The sequence below is a fragment of the Nonomuraea cavernae genome (assembly GCF_014646355.1).
Taxonomy (GTDB): domain Bacteria; phylum Actinomycetota; class Actinomycetes; order Streptosporangiales; family Streptosporangiaceae; genus Nonomuraea; species Nonomuraea cavernae.
The window spans coordinates 776,275-797,196 of record NZ_BMNH01000001.1; the positions used below are offsets into that span (position 1 = coordinate 776,275).

The 20,922-nt window shown below is 71.7% G+C and carries 19 protein-coding genes; 11 read left to right on the forward strand and 8 right to left on the reverse strand.

Annotation, left to right across the window (positions count from 1 at the left end):
• Positions 1-84 precede the first annotated feature (84 nt).
• Positions 85-1,362 (forward strand): phytase, encoded by a 1,278-nt coding sequence (locus IEY82_RS03635; RefSeq protein WP_189122451.1) that lies wholly within the window; start codon positions 85-87, stop codon positions 1,360-1,362.
• A 57-nt stretch (positions 1,363-1,419) separates the two neighbouring features.
• Here IEY82_RS03635 and IEY82_RS03640 read toward each other — a convergent pair whose 3' ends face one another.
• From IEY82_RS03640 to IEY82_RS03650, 3 genes are all read right to left on the reverse strand, one after another.
• Positions 1,420-2,661 carry an MDR family MFS transporter gene (locus IEY82_RS03640; protein WP_189122452.1) on the reverse strand — a complete coding sequence of 414 codons (1,242 nt, stop codon included), beginning with the start codon at positions 2,659-2,661 and terminating at the stop codon, positions 1,420-1,422.
• Positions 2,655-3,743, reverse strand: a complete 1,089-nt coding sequence (locus IEY82_RS03645; protein ID WP_189122453.1) for a PLP-dependent cysteine synthase family protein — start codon at positions 3,741-3,743, stop codon at positions 2,655-2,657. The genes IEY82_RS03640 and IEY82_RS03645 overlap by 7 nt, the downstream gene beginning before the upstream one ends.
• Before the next feature lie 109 nt (positions 3,744-3,852).
• Positions 3,853-4,266, reverse strand: coding sequence for a hypothetical protein (locus IEY82_RS03650; RefSeq protein ID WP_189122454.1), 414 nt, complete (start codon positions 4,264-4,266; stop codon positions 3,853-3,855).
• Positions 4,267-4,524: 258 nt separating this feature from the next.
• Between IEY82_RS03650 and IEY82_RS03655 the strand changes: the two genes are divergently transcribed.
• Together IEY82_RS03655 and IEY82_RS03660 are read left to right on the forward strand one after the other, a co-directional pair.
• Positions 4,525-5,880 (forward strand): aminotransferase class V-fold PLP-dependent enzyme, encoded by a 1,356-nt coding sequence (locus IEY82_RS03655; RefSeq protein WP_189122455.1) that lies wholly within the window; start codon positions 4,525-4,527, stop codon positions 5,878-5,880.
• Positions 5,881-6,039: 159 nt separating this feature from the next.
• Entirely contained in the window at positions 6,040-6,255 is a 216-nt protein-coding gene (locus IEY82_RS03660; protein WP_189122456.1) for a DUF1918 domain-containing protein, read from the forward strand.
• Positions 6,256-6,393: 138 nt separating this feature from the next.
• Here IEY82_RS03660 and IEY82_RS03665 read toward each other — a convergent pair whose 3' ends face one another.
• On the reverse strand, positions 6,394-6,996 hold the full coding sequence (locus IEY82_RS03665; protein WP_189122457.1) for a GNAT family N-acetyltransferase: 603 nt from the start codon (positions 6,994-6,996) through the stop codon (positions 6,394-6,396).
• A complete protein-coding gene (locus IEY82_RS03670) occupies positions 6,986-9,142 on the reverse strand; it encodes a penicillin acylase family protein (RefSeq protein WP_189122458.1) in 2,157 nt (718 codons plus the stop codon). Before IEY82_RS03670 ends, IEY82_RS03665 begins: the two co-directional genes overlap by 11 nt.
• A gap of 325 nt (positions 9,143-9,467) precedes the next feature.
• On the opposite strand from IEY82_RS03670, the gene IEY82_RS03675 reads away from it, so the two are divergent.
• The 7 genes from IEY82_RS03675 to IEY82_RS03710 all read left to right on the forward strand — a co-directional run bounded on the left by IEY82_RS03675 (position 9,468) and on the right by IEY82_RS03710 (position 17,465).
• On the forward strand, positions 9,468-10,931 hold the full coding sequence (locus IEY82_RS03675) for a pyridoxal phosphate-dependent decarboxylase family protein (RefSeq protein WP_189122459.1): 1,464 nt from the start codon (positions 9,468-9,470) through the stop codon (positions 10,929-10,931).
• A 20-nt stretch (positions 10,932-10,951) separates the two neighbouring features.
• Entirely contained in the window at positions 10,952-12,250 is a 1,299-nt protein-coding gene (locus tag IEY82_RS03680) for a lysine N(6)-hydroxylase/L-ornithine N(5)-oxygenase family protein (RefSeq protein WP_189122460.1), read from the forward strand.
• Positions 12,247-12,831, forward strand: a complete 585-nt coding sequence (locus IEY82_RS03685) for a GNAT family N-acetyltransferase (protein WP_189122461.1) — start codon at positions 12,247-12,249, stop codon at positions 12,829-12,831. Before IEY82_RS03680 ends, IEY82_RS03685 begins: the two co-directional genes overlap by 4 nt.
• On the forward strand, positions 12,828-14,726 hold the full coding sequence (locus tag IEY82_RS03695) for an IucA/IucC family protein (RefSeq protein WP_225262104.1): 1,899 nt from the start codon (positions 12,828-12,830) through the stop codon (positions 14,724-14,726). The genes IEY82_RS03685 and IEY82_RS03695 overlap by 4 nt, the downstream gene beginning before the upstream one ends.
• Positions 14,723-16,237, forward strand: coding sequence for an MFS transporter (locus IEY82_RS03700; RefSeq protein WP_225262106.1), 1,515 nt, complete (start codon positions 14,723-14,725; stop codon positions 16,235-16,237). The genes IEY82_RS03695 and IEY82_RS03700 overlap by 4 nt, the downstream gene beginning before the upstream one ends.
• Positions 16,238-16,264: 27 nt before the next feature.
• Positions 16,265-16,756 carry an MSMEG_6728 family protein gene (locus tag IEY82_RS03705; protein WP_189122462.1) on the forward strand — a complete coding sequence of 164 codons (492 nt, stop codon included), beginning with the start codon at positions 16,265-16,267 and terminating at the stop codon, positions 16,754-16,756.
• A 73-nt stretch (positions 16,757-16,829) separates the two neighbouring features.
• On the forward strand, positions 16,830-17,465 hold the full coding sequence (locus IEY82_RS03710) for a dihydrofolate reductase family protein (protein ID WP_189122463.1): 636 nt from the start codon (positions 16,830-16,832) through the stop codon (positions 17,463-17,465).
• Positions 17,466-17,535: 70 nt separating this feature from the next.
• Here IEY82_RS03710 and IEY82_RS03715 read toward each other — a convergent pair whose 3' ends face one another.
• The 3 genes from IEY82_RS03715 to IEY82_RS03725 form a co-directional block, all read right to left on the reverse strand.
• A complete protein-coding gene (locus IEY82_RS03715) occupies positions 17,536-18,825 on the reverse strand; it encodes a Dyp-type peroxidase (protein WP_189122464.1) in 1,290 nt (429 codons plus the stop codon).
• Positions 18,825-19,361 carry a copper chaperone PCu(A)C gene (locus tag IEY82_RS03720; protein WP_189122465.1) on the reverse strand — a complete coding sequence of 179 codons (537 nt, stop codon included), beginning with the start codon at positions 19,359-19,361 and terminating at the stop codon, positions 18,825-18,827. Before IEY82_RS03720 ends, IEY82_RS03715 begins: the two co-directional genes overlap by 1 nt.
• 66 nt (positions 19,362-19,427) lie before the next feature.
• Entirely contained in the window at positions 19,428-20,021 is a 594-nt protein-coding gene (locus IEY82_RS03725; RefSeq protein ID WP_189122466.1) for an MFS transporter, read from the reverse strand.
• Positions 20,022-20,217: 196 nt separating this feature from the next.
• Here IEY82_RS03725 and IEY82_RS03730 point away from each other — a divergent pair, with 196 nt between their 5' ends.
• Positions 20,218-20,907: a hypothetical protein gene (locus tag IEY82_RS03730; RefSeq protein WP_189122467.1), complete on the forward strand. Its 690-nt coding sequence runs from the start codon at positions 20,218-20,220 to the stop codon at positions 20,905-20,907.
• The last annotated feature ends 15 nt before the right edge of the window (positions 20,908-20,922 follow it).

The window sequence follows — 20,922 nt, forward strand, 5'->3', positions numbered from 1 at the left end:
ATGACATAAGGACTTAATGTTGCCTCGTCGTAAATATCTAGTTACCTTGATAGGTGCCCCCACCCCCCGAACCGAGGAGACGCAATGCGCCCTCTGCCCAGGACCTTCCTGGCGACCATGGTGTTCGCCCTGGCAGGAGTGTTAGCCACACCAGCATCGGGACAGTCCATCGCCACTGTGACCCCGGAGGTGGAGACCCCCGCGCTGTTCGACGACGAAGCGGGTGGTAACGCCAACGGCGACGATCCGGCCATCTGGCTCCATCCGACCAGGTCCCGCCGCAGCGTGGTGATCGCGACCGCGAAGGAGGGCGGTCTCTACGTCTACGACCTCGACGGCGTCCAGCGGCAGCATCTCGCGGCCCCCGCGGCTCCGGGCCCCGACGACGAGGCCGGGAGGTTCAACAACGTCGACGTCACCTACGGTTTCAACTCGCGTGACCTGGCGATCGTCTCCGACCGTGGCCGGGACCAGATCCGGTTCTACGCCGTCGACGGCAACGGCGCCCTCACCGACGTGACCGACCCCGCTGTGCCGTTCGTCTTCAACACCAGCCAGGAGCAGGTCAACGACCAGGAGACGGCGTACGGCCTGGCCGCCTGGAAGGACTCCACCGGCACGTACGCGCTCGTCAGCCGCCGGCACAAGACCTCGATCGCCCTGGTCAAGCTCGTCGCCAAGCCGGCCGGCAAGGTCGGCTACCAGGTCGTCAGGACACTGACCCTGCCCGCGTCGTTCACCCTGCCGAACGGCCAGACCTGGGCCCCGTGCATGGAGCCCGACGAGCTCGCGCAGGTCGAGGGCATGGTCGTCGACCAGCAGACCGACGTGCTCTACGCCGCCCAGGAGGATGTCGGCATCTGGCGGATGCGGGCCGACCTCACCGGCACGCCGGTGCTGCTCGACAAGGTCCGTGAGTTCGGCGTGCCCGGCACGTACGACCCGGCGACCGAGGAGTGCACGCCCGGCGCCGACCCCGGCTACGGCGGCCAGCGCCTGACGGCCGACGCCGAGGGCCTCACCATCTACTACCGCGACGACCGCAAGGGTTACCTGCTGGCGTCCAGCCAGGGTGACAACACCTTCGCCGTCTACCGCAAGGAGGGCGCCAACGCCTACCTCGGCCAGTTCCGCGTCGGGGAGCACGACGGCATCGACGGTGTCGAGCACAGCGACGGCTCGACCGTGCTGAACGTGCCGTTGGGCGACTTCGACGAAGGTGTGTTCATCGCGCACGACGGCGAGAACACTCCCGCCGTGGTCGACCGGGAGAACACGAACTTCAAGTTCACCAAGTGGGACGACATCGCCGGCGAACTGAACCTGGACGTCGACACCGACGGCTGGGACCCCCGCGACTGACACGTGACGGGACGCTCGGCGGACGGCACCCTCCGCCGAGCGTTCCGGCGTGCCGGGTCACGGGGTGGCGGCCACGCGACCGGCGCCGGCCAGCCGGTCGCGCCGCTCCAGGCGCCGGACGGCCCCCGCCGAGGCGAGGCCGGCCACGGCGAGGAGCGCCCATGGCAGGCCCGGCCAGCCGGAGTCGCGGGCCACGTCGACCAGGGCGCCGGCCACCAGGTTGCCGGCCAGGATGCCGACACCGGACAGCAGGTTGTAGAGCCCGTAGTAGGTGCCGACCAGCCGGTCTCCCGCCATGTCGGCGATCAACGCCATCTCGAACGGGAAGGCCATCAGGGTCCCGACCGTGAGCAGGACCGAGCATCCGACCACGGGCGCCATGGCCCACGGCGCGGGCAGGGGCAGGTGCGCCGCCAGCGCCATCGGCAGGAACGCCAGCCCCATGAGCCCAAGCCCCCGCATGATCGCCTGGCCCCTGGTCCAGCGGGCGGCGCACCACGCGGTCAGGCGTACCTGCCCGGCGATGCCGAGCAGCGCCGCGATCACGTAGAGCGCCGTCACGCCCCACTCGCCGCCGCCGACGCGCTGCACCTCCAGCGGCAGCCCGAGATACATCTGGTACGACAGCCCGTACGAGGCGATCATCGCCGCCGCGAAGGAGACGAACGCCCGGTCGCCGAACGCCTGCCGCCAGTCCCGCGACACCGGCTGTCCGGCGGCCACGCCGCGCCCGCCGGGCAGATACCTCCACTGGAGCACGGTCAGCGCCGCGAAGATCGCCGCGGCCGACAGGCACACGACGGTGAAACCGGTGCCCAGCAGGAGCACGCCGACGATCGGGCCGAGCAGGATGCCGCCCTGGTAGAACGCGCTGAACACGGCGAACGCGGCCACCTTGCGCTCCCCGGCCTCGCGGGCCAGGCAGGCGCGGGCCGCCGGGTTGAACAGCGCCCCGGCCAGGCCCGTCAGCACCGCCGCCAGGATGAGCACGGGCAGCGAGGTCGTCAGCCCGAACAGCGCGAAGCCGACCGTGCGCAGCGCGCACCCCGCCATGATCATCGGCTTCGGGCCGAGCCGGTCCGACAGGGTGCCGCCGACCAGGAACATGCCCTGCTGGCTGAGGTTGCGCAGCCCCAGGACGAGCCCGATCGCCCACGTCGCCAGGCCCGCGCCCCCGGCCAGGTGCTGGGCGAGATACGGCATGAGCATGTAGAAGCCGAGGTTGATGCCGACCTGGTTGATCTGCAGCACCTGGACGGACCGGTCGAAGGAGCGGAACTCCCGCAGCGTGCTCAGCACCGCCCGGCCTCCAGCGGGTCGACCACGTTGACGCAGCGGGTCCAGCGGCGCGCCTCGCGCTCGGTGGGCGTCTCCATCAGGTCGGGCTCGTCCTCGGGCACGGTCCCGAGCAGGGAGTTGGCCCGGCAGTAGTCGTCGTCGTAGATCGTGTTCCAGTATCTCCACGGCCCGTCGGGGAAGACGGCCACGATCTGCCGGTCCGCCGGGGCGGTGCGGGCCAGCCAGCCGGCCACCAGCGCGACCGCGCCGGTGCTCCAGCCGCCGGAGACGTAGTGCCGGGCGGCCAGGGCGCGGCAGGTGTGCACGGCCTCGCCCGCGTTGACCCAGTGCACCTCGTCGAAGGCGTCGTAGGCGACGTTGCGCGGGTAGATGCTGCTGCCGAGGCCGCGCATCAGCCGCGGCCGGGCCGGCTGGCCGAAGATGGTCGAGCCGACCGTGTCGACGCCCACCAGCTTCAGGTGCGGGAAGTGCTGGTAGAGCACCTGGGAGATGCCCGCGCTGTGTCCGCCGGTGCCGACCGAGCAGACCAGCACGTCGATCCGGGCGAGCTGGCCGAGCAGTTCGTGGGCCAGCCCGGCGTAGCCGCCGACGTTGTCGGGGTTGTGATACTGGTCAGGGCAGTAGGCGTCGGGGAGCCGGCTCATCAGCTCCGCCACGCGCAGCCGGCGGGCCTCCTGCCAGCCGCCCGCCGGGTGCGGCCGGGGCACCGTCTCCAGTTGCGCGCCGTACGACGTCAGCAGCCGGCACATGAGCGGCTCCATGCCGGGGTCGGTCACCAGGACCACCGGGTGGCCGAAGACGATGCCGGCCAGGGCCAGGCCGAGGCCGAGCGTGCCGCTGGTCGACTCGACGATCGTGCCGCCGGGCTTGAGCTCGCCCCGGGCGCGGGCCTGGCGGATCATGTGCAGGGCCGGGCGGTCCTTGATGCCGCCCGGGTTGAACCCCTCCAGCTTGGCCCAGAAGCCCCGGCCTTCCTGGGCGTCGGGTTCGCGGATGTGGGTCAGCGGCGTGTTGCCGACGGTGAGGCCGAGTGACGGATACGCGGCGCAGGCCGCCTGTGCCGCCGAGTAGCGCGGTGTCATTTGCTGCAATCCCCGATGTGGTGGACGGAAGCCGGTGTCCGGTCTCCCGTCGTGAATATGGCCGACGCGGTGCCACCTGCCTTTTATCGCGAAGGCGGCCAACTTTCGGCTATATGCGCATCACACGGGAATCTGGCGGAATTGTCGGTGGTCGATGGGAGTGCTGGTGCGGTGGCCGTACGTTCAGGCGCACGGCGACAGCGGAATGGGCCGTCAGGCTGTCCAGCGTGCCCGGCATGTCCGGAACGGGCGTCATCGCGGTCGCGACGTCGGGCTCCGCGCCATGACGGTGACCCGAGGGCAACTGGCCGTGCGAGCAGGCGTCTCCTCGCAGGCCGTCGGCCCGGGGCGGCTCCGCCGCGTGCTGGGCGTGGCCGGTCTCCGAGATGATCAGCGCCGCGCACGCGCCGCCGTGCGTGAACAGCGCGCAGGTCAGCAGGCACAGCGCGATCAGCGCATTTCCGAACGCCCGGACGAAGGAAAAGGCCGGGTGCCGGAAATGCGGTGATCGGGTGGCGAACACGTCCATGATGATGCCCGGCGGCGAGCGGGAGGCGCGTCCCGAGGATAAAGAACTTCGCCAAGAAAAGACACACTCACCTCTTAATCAACATATTTCAGGATGAAATGGTGTATTTCGTCATTTGATGGCGGCGCTGACGCGGACGCCACGCCCGGAGCCTGCCGATTGCCCGGATCGGCACGCGCCGTACGGCCACACTGAAAAGCCCCCCGCGCGATGCCCGCCCGGCCGTACGCCGCCGATCCGTTGGGAGATGACATGACCCTGTCCAGGCGCGCGATGGTGGCCGGAGCCGGTGCGACGCTCGCGCTGGGCGCCTCCGGCAGGCGGGCCGCCGCCCAGTCGCCTCGCCTCCCGGCCGCCGTCGCCGAGCCGCCTCGCCTGCCGGTCGCTGAGCTGCCTCGCCTGCCGGTCGCCGACCCCGAGCTGGTGGCGCGTGACGAGGCCGTGTGGCGGGAGGTGGCGGGGAGGTTCCGGGTGAGCGCGGACTTCGTCAACCTGGAGAACGGCTACTACGGGATCATGCCCGAACCGGTGCGACACGCCTACCTCCGCAACGTCGACCGGCTGAACGAGGAGAACTCCCACCTGCTGCGCACCACGTACAAGGGCGAGGCCGACCAGATCAGGCGGCGCATCGCGGGCCTGCTCGGTGTCACGGCGGAGGAGATCGCGCTGACCCGTGGCGGCACCGAGGCGCTGCAGAACCTGATCGCCGGTTATCGCGGGCTGCGGCCAGGCGACGCGGTAATGTACGCCGACCTCGACTATCACAGCGCGCAGTACGCGATGAACTGGCTGGCCGGGCGCCGAGGGGTGACGGTCGAGAGGTTCGCCGTCCCCGAGCCGGCGACCCGGCAGGCCGTGCTGGACGCCTACGAGCGGGCCCTGCGCGACCATCCGAAGGTCAGGCTGCTCCTGCTGTCGCACATGAACAACCGCACCGGGCTCGTCACGCCGGTCAAGGAGATCGTCACGATGGCCCGGGGCCACGGGGTGGACGTCATCGTCGACGCCGCCCACTCCTGGGGCCACCTCGACTTCACCATCGCCGATCTGGACGCGGAGTTCGCCGGGTTCTCGCTGCACAAGTGGATGGGCGTCCCCCTGGGGGCCGGATTCCTCTACATCCGCAAGGACCGCCTGGCCGACGTCGACTCCGTCTTCGCCGACGAGACGTACCCGCTCACCGACATCCGCTCCCGGGTCCACTCCGGCACCATGAACGTCGCCCCGATCCTCACCGTCCCCACGGCCCTCGACTTCCACGACGCGCTGGGCGCCCAGGTCAAGCAGGCCCGCCTGCGCTACCTGCGCGACCGCTGGGTGCACCAGGTGCTGGACCTCCCGGGCCTGGAGATCCTCACGCCCGAGGACCCGTCCATGTACGGCGCCCTCACCGCGTTCCGGCTGCGCGGGCACACCAGCGAGGCCGACAACGTGGCCGTCGCCGACCGGCTGATGAGCCACCACCGCGTTTTCACCGTCCGGCGCGGCGGTGTGACCAGGGGAGACTGCGTCCGGGTGACTCCGGCCCTGTTCACCTCGGCGGAGCAGGTGGACCGGCTCGTCGTGGCGCTGCGCGACGTGGCCGGCCGCATGCCGCGAGCCTGAATCCGTTCCCGGAAGAGTGTCAGGCGGGGCCCCGAGCGGGTATGACGAATGGGCACAAAAGGGACGATAATCAGAGAACGGGACGGGTAACCGTACTGCGGGCCTGCTCCACCGTCGTCACCGGCCAGCGAACACCGTGGTCGACGAGAGGAGACCGAGATGAAGGCAGCGATTGGAGACCGGCTGGTCGTCGAGGGCACCTACCACGACGAGCACCGGCGGGTAGGCGTGATCACGGAGCTGCGTCACCCTGACGGATCTCCGCCGTACGTGGTGCACTGGCTGGACACCGGCCACGAGACCCTCGTGTTCCCGGGGCCCGACGCCCACCTGATGACCAAGGAGGACCGGGAGTCGACACTCCCGTCCTGGTGAGCCCCGCCAGCGCGTCGAGGGCGGCCACTCCGGCCTGACGCGCCTCGCGACCCGGCGGCGAGGCGCGAGGTCGTGATGCACGCCGTCGGCCCGGCTCGACAAGCCTCGCGCGAGTCCTGGCGACCGCGGCCGACCCGGTCAACGCCGGTGCGGCTGCTCGAACGTCTCCCTGCTGAGGAAGACGAGGCGGGCCCGCTTCCCGGGCAGGTCGATCTCGGGGCCGGGCACGAAGCCGGTGCGTACCAGGCGGGCGATCGCCTTGTCGTTGCGCGCGTCGGGCTCGGCCACGATCCGCCTGCGGCTCGGGTCGGCGAGCACGTACGTGAGGAACGTGGTCAGCAGGGCGCCGGTGAAGCCGGGCTCCGGCTCACCGGCGACCGGCCCGATCATCAGGTGGATGCCGTAGTCACCGGGCCGCACCTCGTAGCACTCGCCGACCGGGTCGAACTCCGGATCGTAGCTCTGGAAGAGCGCCACGGGCCGGTCGTCCCGGTGCAGCAGGAAGGCGTGGTGGCTGTCGAGGGTGCCCACGAACTCGTACAACTCCAGCACCCGCTCGCGGGTGGCGTCGAGCATGCCCCAGAACCTGGCCCGTTCCTGCGTGACCCAGGGGTAGATCACGTCGAGGTCGGCCGCCGGGTCCAGCGGGACGACCCGGACCGTGCCGAAGCCGTCGATCACCTGCTCGTGCACGGCCGCACGGCGCGCGGGGGACGTGGGGGTGGGGATCTCAGGGGACATGCCGCTCCTCGGTGAGTCGGTTCCAGTCGGTGATCACGGGCACGAGCTCTCCGCGCAGCCACAGCGGCAGCTGGTCGCGGCCGTGGGCGTCGCCGGGCACGCCGGAGGCGCCGAACGGAACCACCCACAGGCTGTCGTCGCGCCTGGCCAGATCCCAGACATAGCGCGCCGCCGGCCCGCGCGCGAAGTGGTCGGTCAGCCCCGGGACACTGGACGTGGCCAGCACGCAGTCGTGGTCGCCGCCCGCCCCGTGCCACTCGTCCGACGCCGGGCCGGGCAGTGCCCGCCAGGGCGTGAGCCGGTGCAGCTCGCCCCACGCCACCTCTGTCCCTCCGGCCGCCGCGACCTCCTCGACGGCCGCCCGCAGCTGCTCGGCCTGGTCGAGGCCGGGCAGCCGGTCGGTGGTCAGCAAGGTCTCCATCGCGTACGCCACCCTCGGGAGCAGCGCGAGCCACGGCAGGAAGATCTCGGGGCACGGCGGGGGCTCGGGCAGGGCGGACAGCGCCGGGTGGGCCGCCAGCCTGCGGACCACGGCCGACCGCACCGCCGCGTAGGCCGTGGCGCCGGTGCCGGCGGCGTCCATGCGCCGGTCCCAGGCGAGCAGCCGGTCACGCAGCCGTACGGCCTCGGGGGAGAGCCCGTCGAGCTTGGCCAGCAGGTCCAGCAGGGGAGCGGCGGAGGGCAGGAAGGTGTCGGTGTGGACGGCCGCCATGTCGCCGGCGGACCAGGCCGGGGCCGCCTCCAGCAGCTCGCGGATGCGGTAGGCCCGGTGCGGCGGGGCGAACTCGACGCCCAGGGGTTCCGACGGGCCCCGCTCGTTCGCCATCACCGCGAGGCCGCCGACCGGCGCGCGGGGCATCGGGTCGTGCCAGCCCCGCCACTCGTGCTCACGCTCCCAGGCCGGGACGACGCGGGTGCCGTTCGCCGGGTGACGGATCGGCACCGCGCCCGCGACGCGGTGCAGCAGGCCGCCGTCCGTGTCGGCGGCCAGCACGACGTTGACGGGCTCGGCCCACCGGTCGAACGCCCGGTCCACGTCGTCCACGGTCCTGGCCCGCAGCAGCCTGGGCAACGCCTCGAACCCCAGGTCACCTCGTACCCGGGGCGGATACCGCAGACTGACCGCCGCCCCCTGACCCCCGCCCTGGTCCGACGCGCCGTGGTCTGACGCGCCCTGGTCCGACGCGCCCTGGTCCGACGCGCCCCCGTCCAGCGCGGCGCTGTCAGCGGCCCACGCGAAACCGCCGGTGAGGACGACCGGGCCGCGGGCGGTCTCGATCACCTCGACCTCGACCGGGTCCGCGCCGGCCACCTCGACACGCTCCAGATGAGCCGAGACCGGCTCCCAGCCGTCAGGACCGTACGCCTCGACCGCCTCGCCCCGGCGGCGGAGCCGTTCGCGGTAGAGGTCCTGGTAGTCGGCCATGGCGTTGGTGATCGCCCAGGCCACCGTGCCGGTGTGCCCGAAGTGGGCGATGCCGGGGACGCCGGGCACGGCCAGCCCCACCACGTCGTACTCGGGGCAGGACAGGTGGATCTGCTGGTAGAGGCCCGGCTCCTCGATGAACCGGTGGGGGTCGCCGGCGAGGAGGGCGGCCCCGGTGCTGGTGCGGTCGCCGGGCACGAGCCAGCCGTTGCTCCCGGAGCTGCCGGGCCCGTCGGCCGCGAAGAGTCCGATCGCGTCCGCGCCGAGCCGCCGGGCGACCGCCTCGCGCCACAGCTTGGCGGGGAACCCGGCGAACAGGATGTGGTGCGACAGCCACACGGCCAGCGGGGTCCACGGCTCCCACCGGCCGGGAGTGAGGCCGGTGGCGGCGAACTCCGGCGCCCGAAGCGCCCCGTCGCCGAGGCCGGCGTTGACCCCGTCGACATAGCTCCGCACCCAGGCGGCGGTGTCGCCGTCGAGGGCGTGGTAGCAGCGGCGGGCGGTGTCGTCGAGGCGGACCTGCCGGGCGAAGCGGTCCCAGCCGACGGCGTCGGGGCCGAGGAAGGCGGCGGTGGTGCCGGTCGAGCGGTGCCGTTCGACCTCGATCTGCCAGGCCCGGTCCTGGGCGGCGTTGTGCCCCTGGGCGTGGGCCAGCTCCCGGGAGTCGCCGGCGCGGAGGTGCGGGATGCCCCAGGAGTCCCGGAAGATCTCGATGCTCACACAGTCCTCGCTATGTACGGCCAAGCGGACCAGAACCACGATCTACCTCTGGACAGATACTTAGGTTAGGTTAACCTAAGTATTGCCAGTACAAAAGGTTCATATTGCCCGCAGAGTGCCCCCTCGCCTGAGCCCCAGGGTGTCCGGGCGGGGGTCGTTGGAGAGCCAAGATCAGCCCTAAGTTAGGTTAGCCTAACCTAACTGCAACGTCCGTGACTGTTGAGGACTGACCATGACTTTTTGGGGACACCCCGTCGATGTCCCATCGGCAGCCGCCGTATCCGAACCGGCAGGCGCGAGGCTCCACCTGTTCAACCACGCGACCATGGACCACTACCGGCAGGCGCTGGCCGCCGGGATCGACCGGGTGGCCACCCGGATCGCCGCCGCCGACCGGCCTTTCAGCGGGATCTCCCCCTCGCTGCTCGTCCCGGAGATCTCCGCCATCGACCTGGAACACCCCCTGCGCGACCCCGCCGCCGCCCTCGACGAGCTGGAGGACGTCTACCTGCGCGACGCGGTCTACTTCCACCACCCCCGCTACCTGGCCCACCTCAACTGTCCCGTCGTCATCCCCGCCCTGCTCGGCGAGGCCGTCCTCACGGCCGTCAACTCCTCGCTCGACACCTGGGACCAGAGCGCGGGCGGCACGCTGATCGAGCGCCGCCTGATCGACTGGACGGCCGGGCGCGTGGGGTTCGGCCACCAGGCGGACGGCGTCTTCACCAGCGGTGGCACCCAGTCCAACCTCCAGGCCCTGCTGCTGGCCCGCGAGGAGGCGCGCGCGTTCGCGACGGCCGGCTCGGCGGCGTCGGCCGGACACGAGCCGCTACCCCGGCTGCGCGTCATCGCCTCCGAGGCGGGCCACTTCAGCGTGCAGAAGTCGGCTAAACTCCTCGGTCTCGGGCCGGACGCCGTCATCACGGTGGAGACCGGCCCGGACCGCCGCATGCGACCGGCCGCCCTGGCCCGCGAGCTGGAACGCTGCCGCCGCGAGAACCTTCTGGTGATGGCCGTCGTCGCCACGGCCGGCACCACCGACTTCGGCACCATCGACCCGCTGCCCGAGATCGCCGACCTGTGCGCGCGGGCCGGGACCTGGCTGCACGTGGACGCCGCCTACGGCTGCGGCCTGCTCGTGTCGCGCACCCGGCGGCACCTGCTCGACGGCATCGAGCGCGCCGACTCGGTGACCGTGGACTTCCACAAGTCCTTCTTCCAGCCGGTCAGTTCGAGCGCCCTGCTGGTACGCGACGGCGCCGTGCTGCGGCACGCGACCTACCACGCCGACTACCTCAACCCCGCCCGCATGGCCGAGCAGCGCATCCCCAACCAGGTCGACAAGAGCATCCAGACCACCCGCCGCTTCGACGCCCTCAAGCTGTGGATGACGCTGCGCATCATGGGCCCCGACGGGATCGGCGAGCTGTTCGACGAGGTGGTGGACCGTACGGCCGCGGCCTGGGACCTGCTGGCCGCCGACGCGCGCTTCGAGATCGTCACCAAGTCGCAGCTCAGCACCCTCGTCTTCCGCTACCTGCCGCCGGAGGGCCCCGGCCGCAAGCTGGCCGACGACGCCAACCTGTACGCGCGCGAGGCGCTGGCCGCCTCGGGCGCGGCCGTCGTCGCCGGCACCAAGGTCGACGGCCGGCACTACCTGAAGTTCACCCTGCTCAACCCGGAGACGACGCTGGACGACATCGCGCACGTCGTCGAGCTCATCGCCGAGCACGCGGGACGGTACGTGAACGACCGCGCCCCCCTCGAAACCTGCGGCCAGGCCGGCTGACCCACCACGGGAGGAACCGTATGTCCACGCACGACTTCATCGCGATCGGGCTCGGCCCGTACAACCTGGGTCTCGCCTGCCTGACCGAGCCGATCGAGGAGCTCGACGGCCTGTTCCTGGAGAGCAAGCCGGACTTCGACTGGCATCCGGGGATGCTGCTCGACTCGGCCACCCTGCAGACGCCGTTCATCGCCGACCTCGTCACCCTGGCCGACCCCACCTCGCGCTACTCCTTCCTCAACTATCTGAAGGAGTCGGGGCGGCTCTACCCGTTCTACATCCGCGAGATCTTCTACCAGATGCGCAGCGAGTACAACGCGTACTGCCGCTGGGCCGCCGCCCGGCTGCGCGGCATCCGCTTCGGCCACGAGGTGACCTCCGTCGAGTACGACGAGGCCGACGGGCTCTACACGGTCCGCGCGGTCAGGTCGGGCACCGGGGAGACGACCGAGCACCGCGCCCGGCACCTCGTCCTCGGCACCGGCACCCCGCCGTACCTCCCGGACGCCTGCCAGGGACTCGGCGGCGACCTCATCCACAACGCGGGCTATCTCGGTGCCAGGGCCGCGCTGCGCGACAAGGAGAGCATCACCGTCGTCGGCAGCGGCCAGAGCGCGGCCGAGATCTACTACGACCTGCTGGGCGACATCGACGCCCGCGGCTACCGGCTCAACTGGGTGACCAGGTCGCCGAGGTTCTTCCCGCTGGAGTACACCAAGCTGACGCTGGAGATGACCTCGCCGGAGTACGTGGACTACTTCCACGCGCTGCCCGAGGACACCCGCTACCGGCTGGAGGAGGAGCAGAAAGGGCTGTTCAAGGGCATCAACGCCGACCTGATCAACGACATCTTCAACCTGCTCTACCAGAAGACCGTCGGCGGCCCGATCCCCACCCGGCTGTTCACCAACACCGCGCTGACCAGCGCCTCCTACGACGACGGCCGGGGTGAATACACCCTCGGGCTGCGGCACGTCGAGCAGGAGCGCGACTTCTCGCTGCGCACCCACGGCCTGATCCTGGCCACCGGCTACAAGTACCAGGTGCCCGCCTTCCTGGAGCCCGTACGCGACCGCATCCGCTGGGACGCCCACGGCCGCTTCGACGTGGCCAGGAACTACAGCATCGACACCACCGGCCGCGGCATCTTCCTGCAGAACGGCGCCACCCACGCGCACAGCATCACCTCGCCCGACCTCGGCATGGGCCCGTACCGCAACTCGTGGATCGTCCGCGAGCTGCTCGGCCGCGAGTTCTACCCGATCGAGAAGGCCATCGCCTTCCAGGAGTTCGGCGCGCCGGAGGGCGTCATCGCATGAGCGAGATCCTCTTCACCCGCACGGACGAGCGGATCGGCGAGCTGGCGGTGCGCCCGCTCGACCTCGACACCGACGCCGAGCAGCTGCACGGCTGGGTGACGCACCCCAAGGCGGCGTTCTGGATGATGCTGGACGCCGACCTGGCGCGGGTCGTCGCCGAGTACCGCCGGATCGAGGCGCATCCGCACCACGACGCGTTCCTCGGGCTGGTCGACGGCCGGCCCGCCTTCCTGGTCGAACGCTACGACCCGGCGCACGTCGAGCTCGCCGGCCTGTACGACGCCGAGGAGGGCGACGTCGGCATGCACTTCCTGTGCGCGCCGACGGACACCCCGGTCCACGGCTTCACCCTGGCCGTGATCACCACCGTCATGGAGCTGCTCTTCAGCGACCCGGCCTGCCACCGCGTCGTGGTCGAGCCCGACGTCCGCAACACGGCGGTGCACGCGCTCAACGCGGCCGTCGGGTTCGAGGTCGTCGGCCCCGTCGCCAAACCGGAGAAGGAGGCGCTGCTCAGCGTCTGCACCCGGGACCGCTTCCGTTCCGCCGCCCGCCGAGATCACCGAGGAGTGACCGCGTGAACCCCCGTGAGGCCGTCGCCCACCTGACGCCCGGCACCTGGGCCCGCGCCAACCGCCATCTGGTCCGCAAGGCGCTGTCCGAGTTCGCCCACGAGCGGCTGCTCATCCCCGAGCCGATCCCCGGCGGCCGGTACGCCGTCCGCAGCGACGACGGCACGGTCGAGTACCGCTTCGCCGCCACGCTGCTGCCGCTCGACCACTGGCGGATCGACGCCGGCAGCATCACCCGGCACCGCGTCCCCGCCTCCGGAGAGCCCGGGACCGAGACCGGGACCGAGACCGGGACCGAGACCGGGACCGAGACCGGGACCGAGACCGGGACCGAGACCGGGACCGAGGCAGAGGCCGGGGCAGGGGCCGAGCTCCCGCTGGACGCGATCGCGTTCTGCGTCGAGCTGCGCGGCACCCTCGGCCTGAGCGACCGGATCCTCCCGATCTACCTGGAGGAGATCGGCTCCACCCTGTCCAGCGCCGCCTACAAGCTCACCAAGCCGCAGGTCGGCGCCGCCGAGCTGGCCAAGGCCTCGTTCCAGGAGATCGAGACCGGCATGACCGAGGGCCACCCGTGCTTCGTGGCCAACAACGGCCGGCTCGGCTACGGCGTGCACGAGTATCACGCGTACGCGCCCGAGGCCGCGCGCCCGGTGCGGCTCATCTGGCTGGCCGCGCACCGTGACCACGCCACCTTCACCTGCTCGGCCGACATCGACCACGACCGCCTCATGCGCGACGAACTGGGTGAGGAGGTGCTCGCCCGCTTCGCCGCCACCCTGGCCGAGCTGGGGCTCGACCTGGCCGACCACCTGCTCATCCCGGTCCACCCCTGGCAGTGGTGGAACAAGCTGTCGGTGACCTTCGCCGCCGAGGTCGCCGAGCGGCGGCTGGTCTGCCTCGGCTCCGGCGACGACGAGTACCTCGCCCAGCAGTCGATCCGCACCTTCTTCAACACCACCGTCCCGTCCAGGCACTACGTGAAGACCGCGCTGTCGGTGCTGAACATGGGCTTCATGCGGGGCCTGTCGGCCGCGTACATGGAGGCCACGCCGGCGATCAACGACTGGCTGGCCGATCTCGTCGCCGGCGACGAGATCCTGCGGGCGACCCGGCTGACGATCCTGCGCGAGCGGGCCGCCGTCGGCTACCGTCACCGGCAGTACGAGGCCGCCACCGACAGATACTCGCCGTACCGCAAGATGCTCGCGGCGCTGTGGCGGGAGAGCCCGGTGCCGGGCCTGGAGCCGGGGCGGCGACTGGCCACCATGGCCTCCCTCCTGCACGTCGACCACGAGGGCCGGTCTTTTGCGGGCGCGCTGGTCGAGCGGTCGGGCCTGGCCCCCGAGGAGTGGCTGCGGCGCTACCTCGACGCCTACCTCACCCCGCTGCTGCACAGCTTCTACGCCTACGACCTGGCGTTCATGCCGCACGGCGAGAACGTCATCCTGGTCCTCGACGGCGGCACGGTGGAACGGGTGATCTTCAAGGACATCGCCGAGGAGATCGTGGTGATGGACCCGGACGCGCCGCTGCCGCCGGGCGTGGACCGTGTCCGCGCGGAGGTCCCGGAGCACATGAAGCTGCTCTCGATCTTCACCGACGTCTTCGACTGCTTCTTCCGCTTCCTGAGCGACGCCCTGGCCGCCGACGGCGTGCTCGACGAGGAGACCTTCTGGCGGACCGTGGCCGAGTGCGCCGCCGGCTACCAGGCGTCGGTCCCGCACCTGGCCGGGAGGTTCGAGCGCTACGACCTGTTCGCCGAGACGTTCGCGCTGTCCTGCCTCAACCGGCTGCAACTGCGGGACAACCAGCAGATGGTCGATCTGGCCGACCCGTCGGCGGCGCTCCAACTGGTCGGAGACCTGGCGAACCCGATCGCCCGATTCGCCGCCGAACGGTGATCGCGGACACGGAGAGGGGAGCCGGGGCCCGGCTCCCCACGCGGTGGCCGATCCTCATGGTGATCTGCCTCGCCCAGCTCGTCGTGCTGCTCGACAACACCGTCCTCAACGTGGCGATCCCCACCCTCGGCAGGGAGCTGGACGCGACCACCGCCGACGTCCAGTGGGTGATCAACGCCTACTCGCTCGTACAGTCGGGCCTGCTGCTCGCCTCGGGCGGCGCGGCCGACCGCTACGGGCGCAAACGGCTGCTGCTGGCCGGGCTCGCGCTGTTCGGCGCCGGGTCGCTGGCCGCCGCGTTCGCCGGATCGACCGGCCAGCTCATCGCCGCCCGCGCGGGCATGGGCGTCGGCGGGGCGCTGCTGCTGACCACCACCCTCGCCGTCGTCATGCAGATTTTCGACGCCGAGGAGCGCCCGAAGGCGATCGGCGTCTGGAGCGCGGTCAACGCCCTGGGCTTCGCGGCGGGGCCGCCGATCGGCGGGCTGATCCTGGCGCACTTCTGGTGGGGCGCGATCTTCCTGATCAACCTGCCGATCGTGCTGATCGGCCTGGTCGCGGTCCGGATCCTGGTGCCCGAGTCGAAGAACCCCGGCTCGGGCCCGCCCGACCTGCTCGGCGCGCTGCTGGGCACCGCCGGGATGACCGGAGCCGTCTACGCGATCATCTCGGGGCCCGAGCACGGCTGGGGCTCGGCCCGGGTGCTGCTCCCGGCCGTCGCGGGCGCGCTCCTGCTGGCCGCCTTCGCGCTGTGGGAGCACCGCACCCCGCATCCCATGCTGGACATGCACTTCTTCCGCGACCGGCGCTTCGTGGCCGCGATCGCCGGGGTGGTGCTGATCACCTTCGGCAGCGGCGGGGTGCTCTTCCTGCTCACCCAGCAGCTCCAGCTCGTCCGCGGATACGCGCCGCTGGAGGCGGGCCTGTTCATGGCGCCGTTCGCGCTCAGCGTCGTCGCGCTCAACTTCACCGGCGTGTCCGCCGCGCTGATCCGCCGCCTCGGGCTCCCGCTCTCCATCGCCTTCGGGATGGGGCTGCTGGCCGCCGGATTCGTGGTCGTCGCCACCTTCACCACGGGCGGGTACGGCGTGCTGCTGCTCGGCCTGGTGCTCATGGGAGCCGGCTGCGCGCTGGCCAACCCGGCCATCGTCGAGGCGGTCATGAGCGCCATCCCGCTGGACAAGGCCGGGACCGGAGCCGGTGTGGACGGCACCATGACCGAGGTCGGCACCAGCCTCGGCGTCGCCGTGCTGGGCGCCGTCATGAACGCGCGGTTCCTCACCCTGCTCCCGGCGGTCGCCGCCGGCGCGGGCTCGTTCCCGGCCGCCCTGGCCATGGCCGGTACGGACGCCGAACGGGCCGCCGTCGTGGACGCGCTGGCGAGCGGCATCCAGGCCGGCCAACTGGCCGGGGCCGCGGCGGTCCTCGCCGGCGGCTGCCTCACGGCGCTGCTGCTCTACCGGGCCTCGCCGGCACGTTTCGACCGCCCTGACCTGCGGAAGGAGCGGTAGGAAGCGTGATCGCGAGCGAGGGGGTTCATGCAAACCTTTCTGCCCTATCCGGACTTCGCGCTGACCGCTCAGGTGCTCGACCCGCTGCGGCTCGGCAAGCAGCGCGTGGAGGCGCTGCAGATCCTGCGGGCGCTCACCGTCCCCGGCTACGGCTGGCGAAACCATCCGGCGGTGCGCATGTGGGCGGGTTACGAGGAGGGCCTGGTGCGCTACGGCCTGGAGGTGTGCCACCACTGGTGCTCCACCGGCCGCAGCGACACCTGCGCCGACACGCTGGCGCGCGAACTGGCCCACCACTGCGGCAGGACGGGCGTCCGCACCCAGGCGCAGCTCGAAGCGGCCGGCGAGCTGCCGCCCTGGCTCGGTGACGACGGCCTGCACCGCAGCCACCGCTCCGCGCTGCTGCGCAAGGCCCCTGACTTCTACGGGCCCATCTTCGGCCCCGAGCCGGACGACCTCGACTACGTCTGGCCCTCCTCCGACCGCCCGCCGGCCTACCTTCCCGGCGGCTTCGCCTAGCGCCACAGATGAGTCCGACGGCGCCCGCAGGTCTACCTCCCGACGGAGACGACCAACTCATCAGGAGCACGGCATGGGTCTCATCCACATCGAGCTGTTCGCAACCCTCGACCTCGTCGGGCAGGCGCCCGGCGGCCCCGACGAGGACCCGGTGGGGTTCCCGTTCGGCGGCTGGCAGGCGCCCCTGCTGGACGAGGTCGCCGGGGCGCAGGTCAGTGCCGCGTACGAGGGCACGGACGCCCTCCTGCTCGGCCGGCGGACGTACGACATCTTCGCCGCCTACTGGCCGCACCAGGAGGGCGGCGAGGACAACCAGATCGCCACGCTCTTCAACAGTGTCCCGAAGTACGTGGCCTCCCGGGGCAGGCCCGACCTCTCGTGGGCCGGGTCCACGAGACTCGGCCCCGATCTGGCCGGCGCGGTGCGCGAGATCCGTGACCGGCACGAGCACGTGAAGGTCGTCGGCAGCCTGAACCTGGTGCAGACCCTCCTGCGGGAGAAGCTCTTCGACCGTCTCGACCTCTGGGTGCACCCGATCGTGCTCGGCGTCGGGAAGAAGGTGTTCGACGGTGGCGCGGTGCCCACGAACGTCACCCTCCTCGAACCACCGGTCGCCGGCCCGAAGGGCACCGTCTACCTGCGTTACGGGCTCGCCGACGGCACGCCCGGGACGGGGGACATGAGCACGCCCGATCGCGGCGCGGCCTGACTCCGGGTGGCTCCGGGGGGCTCCGGGGGGCTCCGGGTGACCCGAGGTGACTTCGCCTAGAGCAATTCGCCTAGAGCAACCGGTCTCCGATCCACCCGTCCGGCCCGCATCCCGGCGGGACGGCGAACACCGCCGAGCCGATCGTGGTGACCCACTCGTTGAGCAGGTCACCCTCCGACAGCCGGCGCTGCACCGGGACGAACTGGCGGCCGATGTCCGCCTGGTAGGAGGCGAAGATCAGCCCGGAGTCCGACGTGCCCGCCTCGGTCACCCCCTCGTCGTAGTTGTACGGCCGGCGCAGGATGCGCAGTCCGGGATCCTCCGTACGGGCTCGCCGGATGTGCGCGTACTCCGAGATGACCGGGAAGCCGAGCCGGTTGAGCCGGGCGAAGTCGGGCTCGTCGTGCTCGGCCCGGCCGGTCAGCGGGGCGCCCGTGTCGAGGCGGCGGCCGATCGTGAACTCCCTGGCCACCCGGTCGGCGGCGTCCCATGTCTCCAGGTTCATCCGGATGCGGCGCAGCACCAGCGTCGTCCCGCCGCGCAGCCCCTCGGGCCCGTCGGTGATCCACACGGCCCGGTCCAGGTCCGTGGGGTTGACCGTGCCGTCGAGCTGGCCCATCAGGTTGCGCTGGGTGGCGCCCGGCGCCTGCGCGTGGGCGCTGCGCCGGAAACCGCGCTGGCTCCAGCGGACCCGGGTGAAGGACCGCGCGTCCTTGACGATCATCCGCAGCGCGTGGGCGACGGTGATCGGGTCGTCGGCGCAGATCTGCACCAGCAGGTCGCCGCCGCTCCACCGCTTGTCCAGCTTGTCGGTGGTGAACGACGGCAGTGGCGCCAGGGGTGACTTCGTCTTCGCGGCGGCGAACAGTCCGGGGCCGAACCCGAACGTGACGGTCAGCCGGGCGGGCGCCACGGCCAGCTCGGGCTCGGTGTCGGCGAGCGCCGGCCGCCCCTGGGTGAGGCGGCGGGCGTCGTCGGTCAGCAGGCGCATCAGGCGGACGACCGCCTCCTTGCCGGTCCCCGGCCGCAGGTCGAACGCGACGAACACGGCGTGCGCCTGCGGCGTTGTGGCCACCCCGGCCTGGTGTGGCCCGTGAAACGGCTCCACGGCCGACGCGCTGACATCCGACGCGCCGGACGCGCCCGACGGACCAGACGCGCCTGATCCGCCCGACGGACCAGACGTGCCTGATCCGCCCGAGGTGCGCGAGGCGGCCGGGACGGACTGTCCGGCGGTCGCGACGCCGCCGGCCGGCCCGGCGTCCCGAGCCGCCGCCGTGGCCAGAACGGTCATGGCGGCGCCGCCGGCGACGGCCGCGCCGCCGGTCAGCAGCCCGCGCCGGCTGATTCCGGCCGCCATCAGTGATCCATGCCCGGTTGGTAGTCCTCCTTGCCCCCGGCGAAGTCCTTGCCGACGGCGGTGAACTCCAGCGGCTGCCCGTCCTTGACCGTGATCGTGAACGGAATGCGCGCTCCCGGCTTCACCTGCTCGGTGACGCCCATCAGCATGATGTGGTCACCACCGGGTTCGAGCGGATGGGTGCCGTGGGCGGGGACGACGAAGCCGCCCTCCTTGGCTCGCATGACCATCTTGCCGCCGGACTCCACGACCTCGTGCAGCTCGATCGTGGGCGACAGCGGCGAGGCGGCGGAGACGACCGTCACCGCGGCGTCGGAGTCGTTGACCAGCACCCCGAACGCGGCCGTCATCCCCTTCTCGGTCGTCTTCACCCAGGGATCGGTGATGGACAGCCCAGCGCCCGCCGGAGCGGTGACCTGTGCCGGGGCGGTGGTCTGAGCCGGGGCGTCGCCGGCGGCGGAGGTGGAAGTCGGCTGGGCCCCGCACGCCGTCAGGGCGAGCAGACAGCCGAAAGCCAGAACATGACGAGAGAACACGAGAAATGCCTTTCTCCACCCGGTACGGCAGGCCGAGCCGGGCGTGGTGGTCGAAATGACGAAATGTCAGAGGGAATCGACGACCACCGGCGGACCTCGCCGGCTCACCACATGCCGCAGCACGGCCGAGCGCAGCACCGGCGGCTCGGCCGTACGGGGAGAAAGGAAAGGAGTCCACGGGACGGGCGGCAGAAGCACGGCCAGCAGGCGTACGGCCAGCCGGCGCAGCACCGCCCAGAACAGGGCCTCACCGCGCGCCAGCCACAGGGCGGTCAGCCCGATCGCCCACCCGTGCGCCACCAGCATGCCGACCCCCGGCACCAGCCCCCCGTGCTCCACCAGCATGCCGCCCCCCGGCAGCGGCCCCGCATGGGCGTGAGCCACGACCGGCGAGCCGACCGAGAAGGTGAGCGAGGAGGCGAGCGAGAAGCCGACGTGCATGACGGCCTGCAACGCGCCGAGCAGCGGCAGAATCGAGCGCATCGTCCGCTCACGCGCGGACAGCGGATAGGCCGCGGCGAACGCCAGCGCCAGCGCCCCCGCCATGGCCGGAGGCGTGACGCCGCCCCCGCCGAAGGTGTGGGCCACCACGCCCAGCCCGAGGCACACCACGGCGAACGCCGAGGTGCGCGCGAGGCGGAAGGGCAGCGAGGCGGACATCTCGCGGCCATCATGACACGCACGATGCTCGCCCCCGGATCGGCCCCAGATCGCCCCGGCCAGGCCCGGATCGACTCCCGATAGGCCCGTCCGTCGGCCGTGACGCGGCCGAGCGTGACCATGGCCCGGCGGCTACTTCCATCCTTTTCCTGGACGACCGGGGCAGGTGACGCAAGTCACGGCATAATGGCGCGCAATGCCGAAATTTCGTGACCTGTCGACGTATGCCGCGACCATCGCCCCGGTCATCAACGCGGTGCACATCAACGTCCACGCCTCAGCGGGCACCGGGACCGGCGGGCTCCTCATGGACCTGCGCTACCGCCTCCCACTCGGCCCCCTGACCCTCGACGAGCTCGCCGCCGTCTACCGGTACGGCAGCGCCCACGACCTGAACGTCGAGATCCGCGACCACCTGCGGCAGGGCACCCTGACCGAGGACGGCGAGCGACTCCTGCGCCCCACGCCCGCCGCGCTCGCCGCGATCGACGGCATCTACGCCGCCCACGCCGCCGCCACCCGGCGCATCTGGGCGGCCCACGACCTGGTGACGCTCGCCGATCTCGCGGGCAGGGTCCTCGACACGGCCGAACGCGACCCGGGCGGCGCCTTCGCGGCCGTGACCCCGCCGTACGAGCCGGACGGCACCCCTGCGGGCGTGCTGCTGTTCAACCGCCTCGCCGCGCTCCGCTACCACCGGGCCGACGCCCACGCCGCCGCCTGGCACGCGGCCGGGCTCACTGCCGCCGGAATCGTCGACCTCTGCGCGGGTCCGTTGCGCGACGAGATTGAGGACGACACCAACCGCCGGGCCGCGCAGCCGTACCACGTGCTCGACGATCTGGAGCTCAAGGTGCTGTTCGAGGGCCTGCTGGCACTGGCGTGAAACGAGGCGTAACGC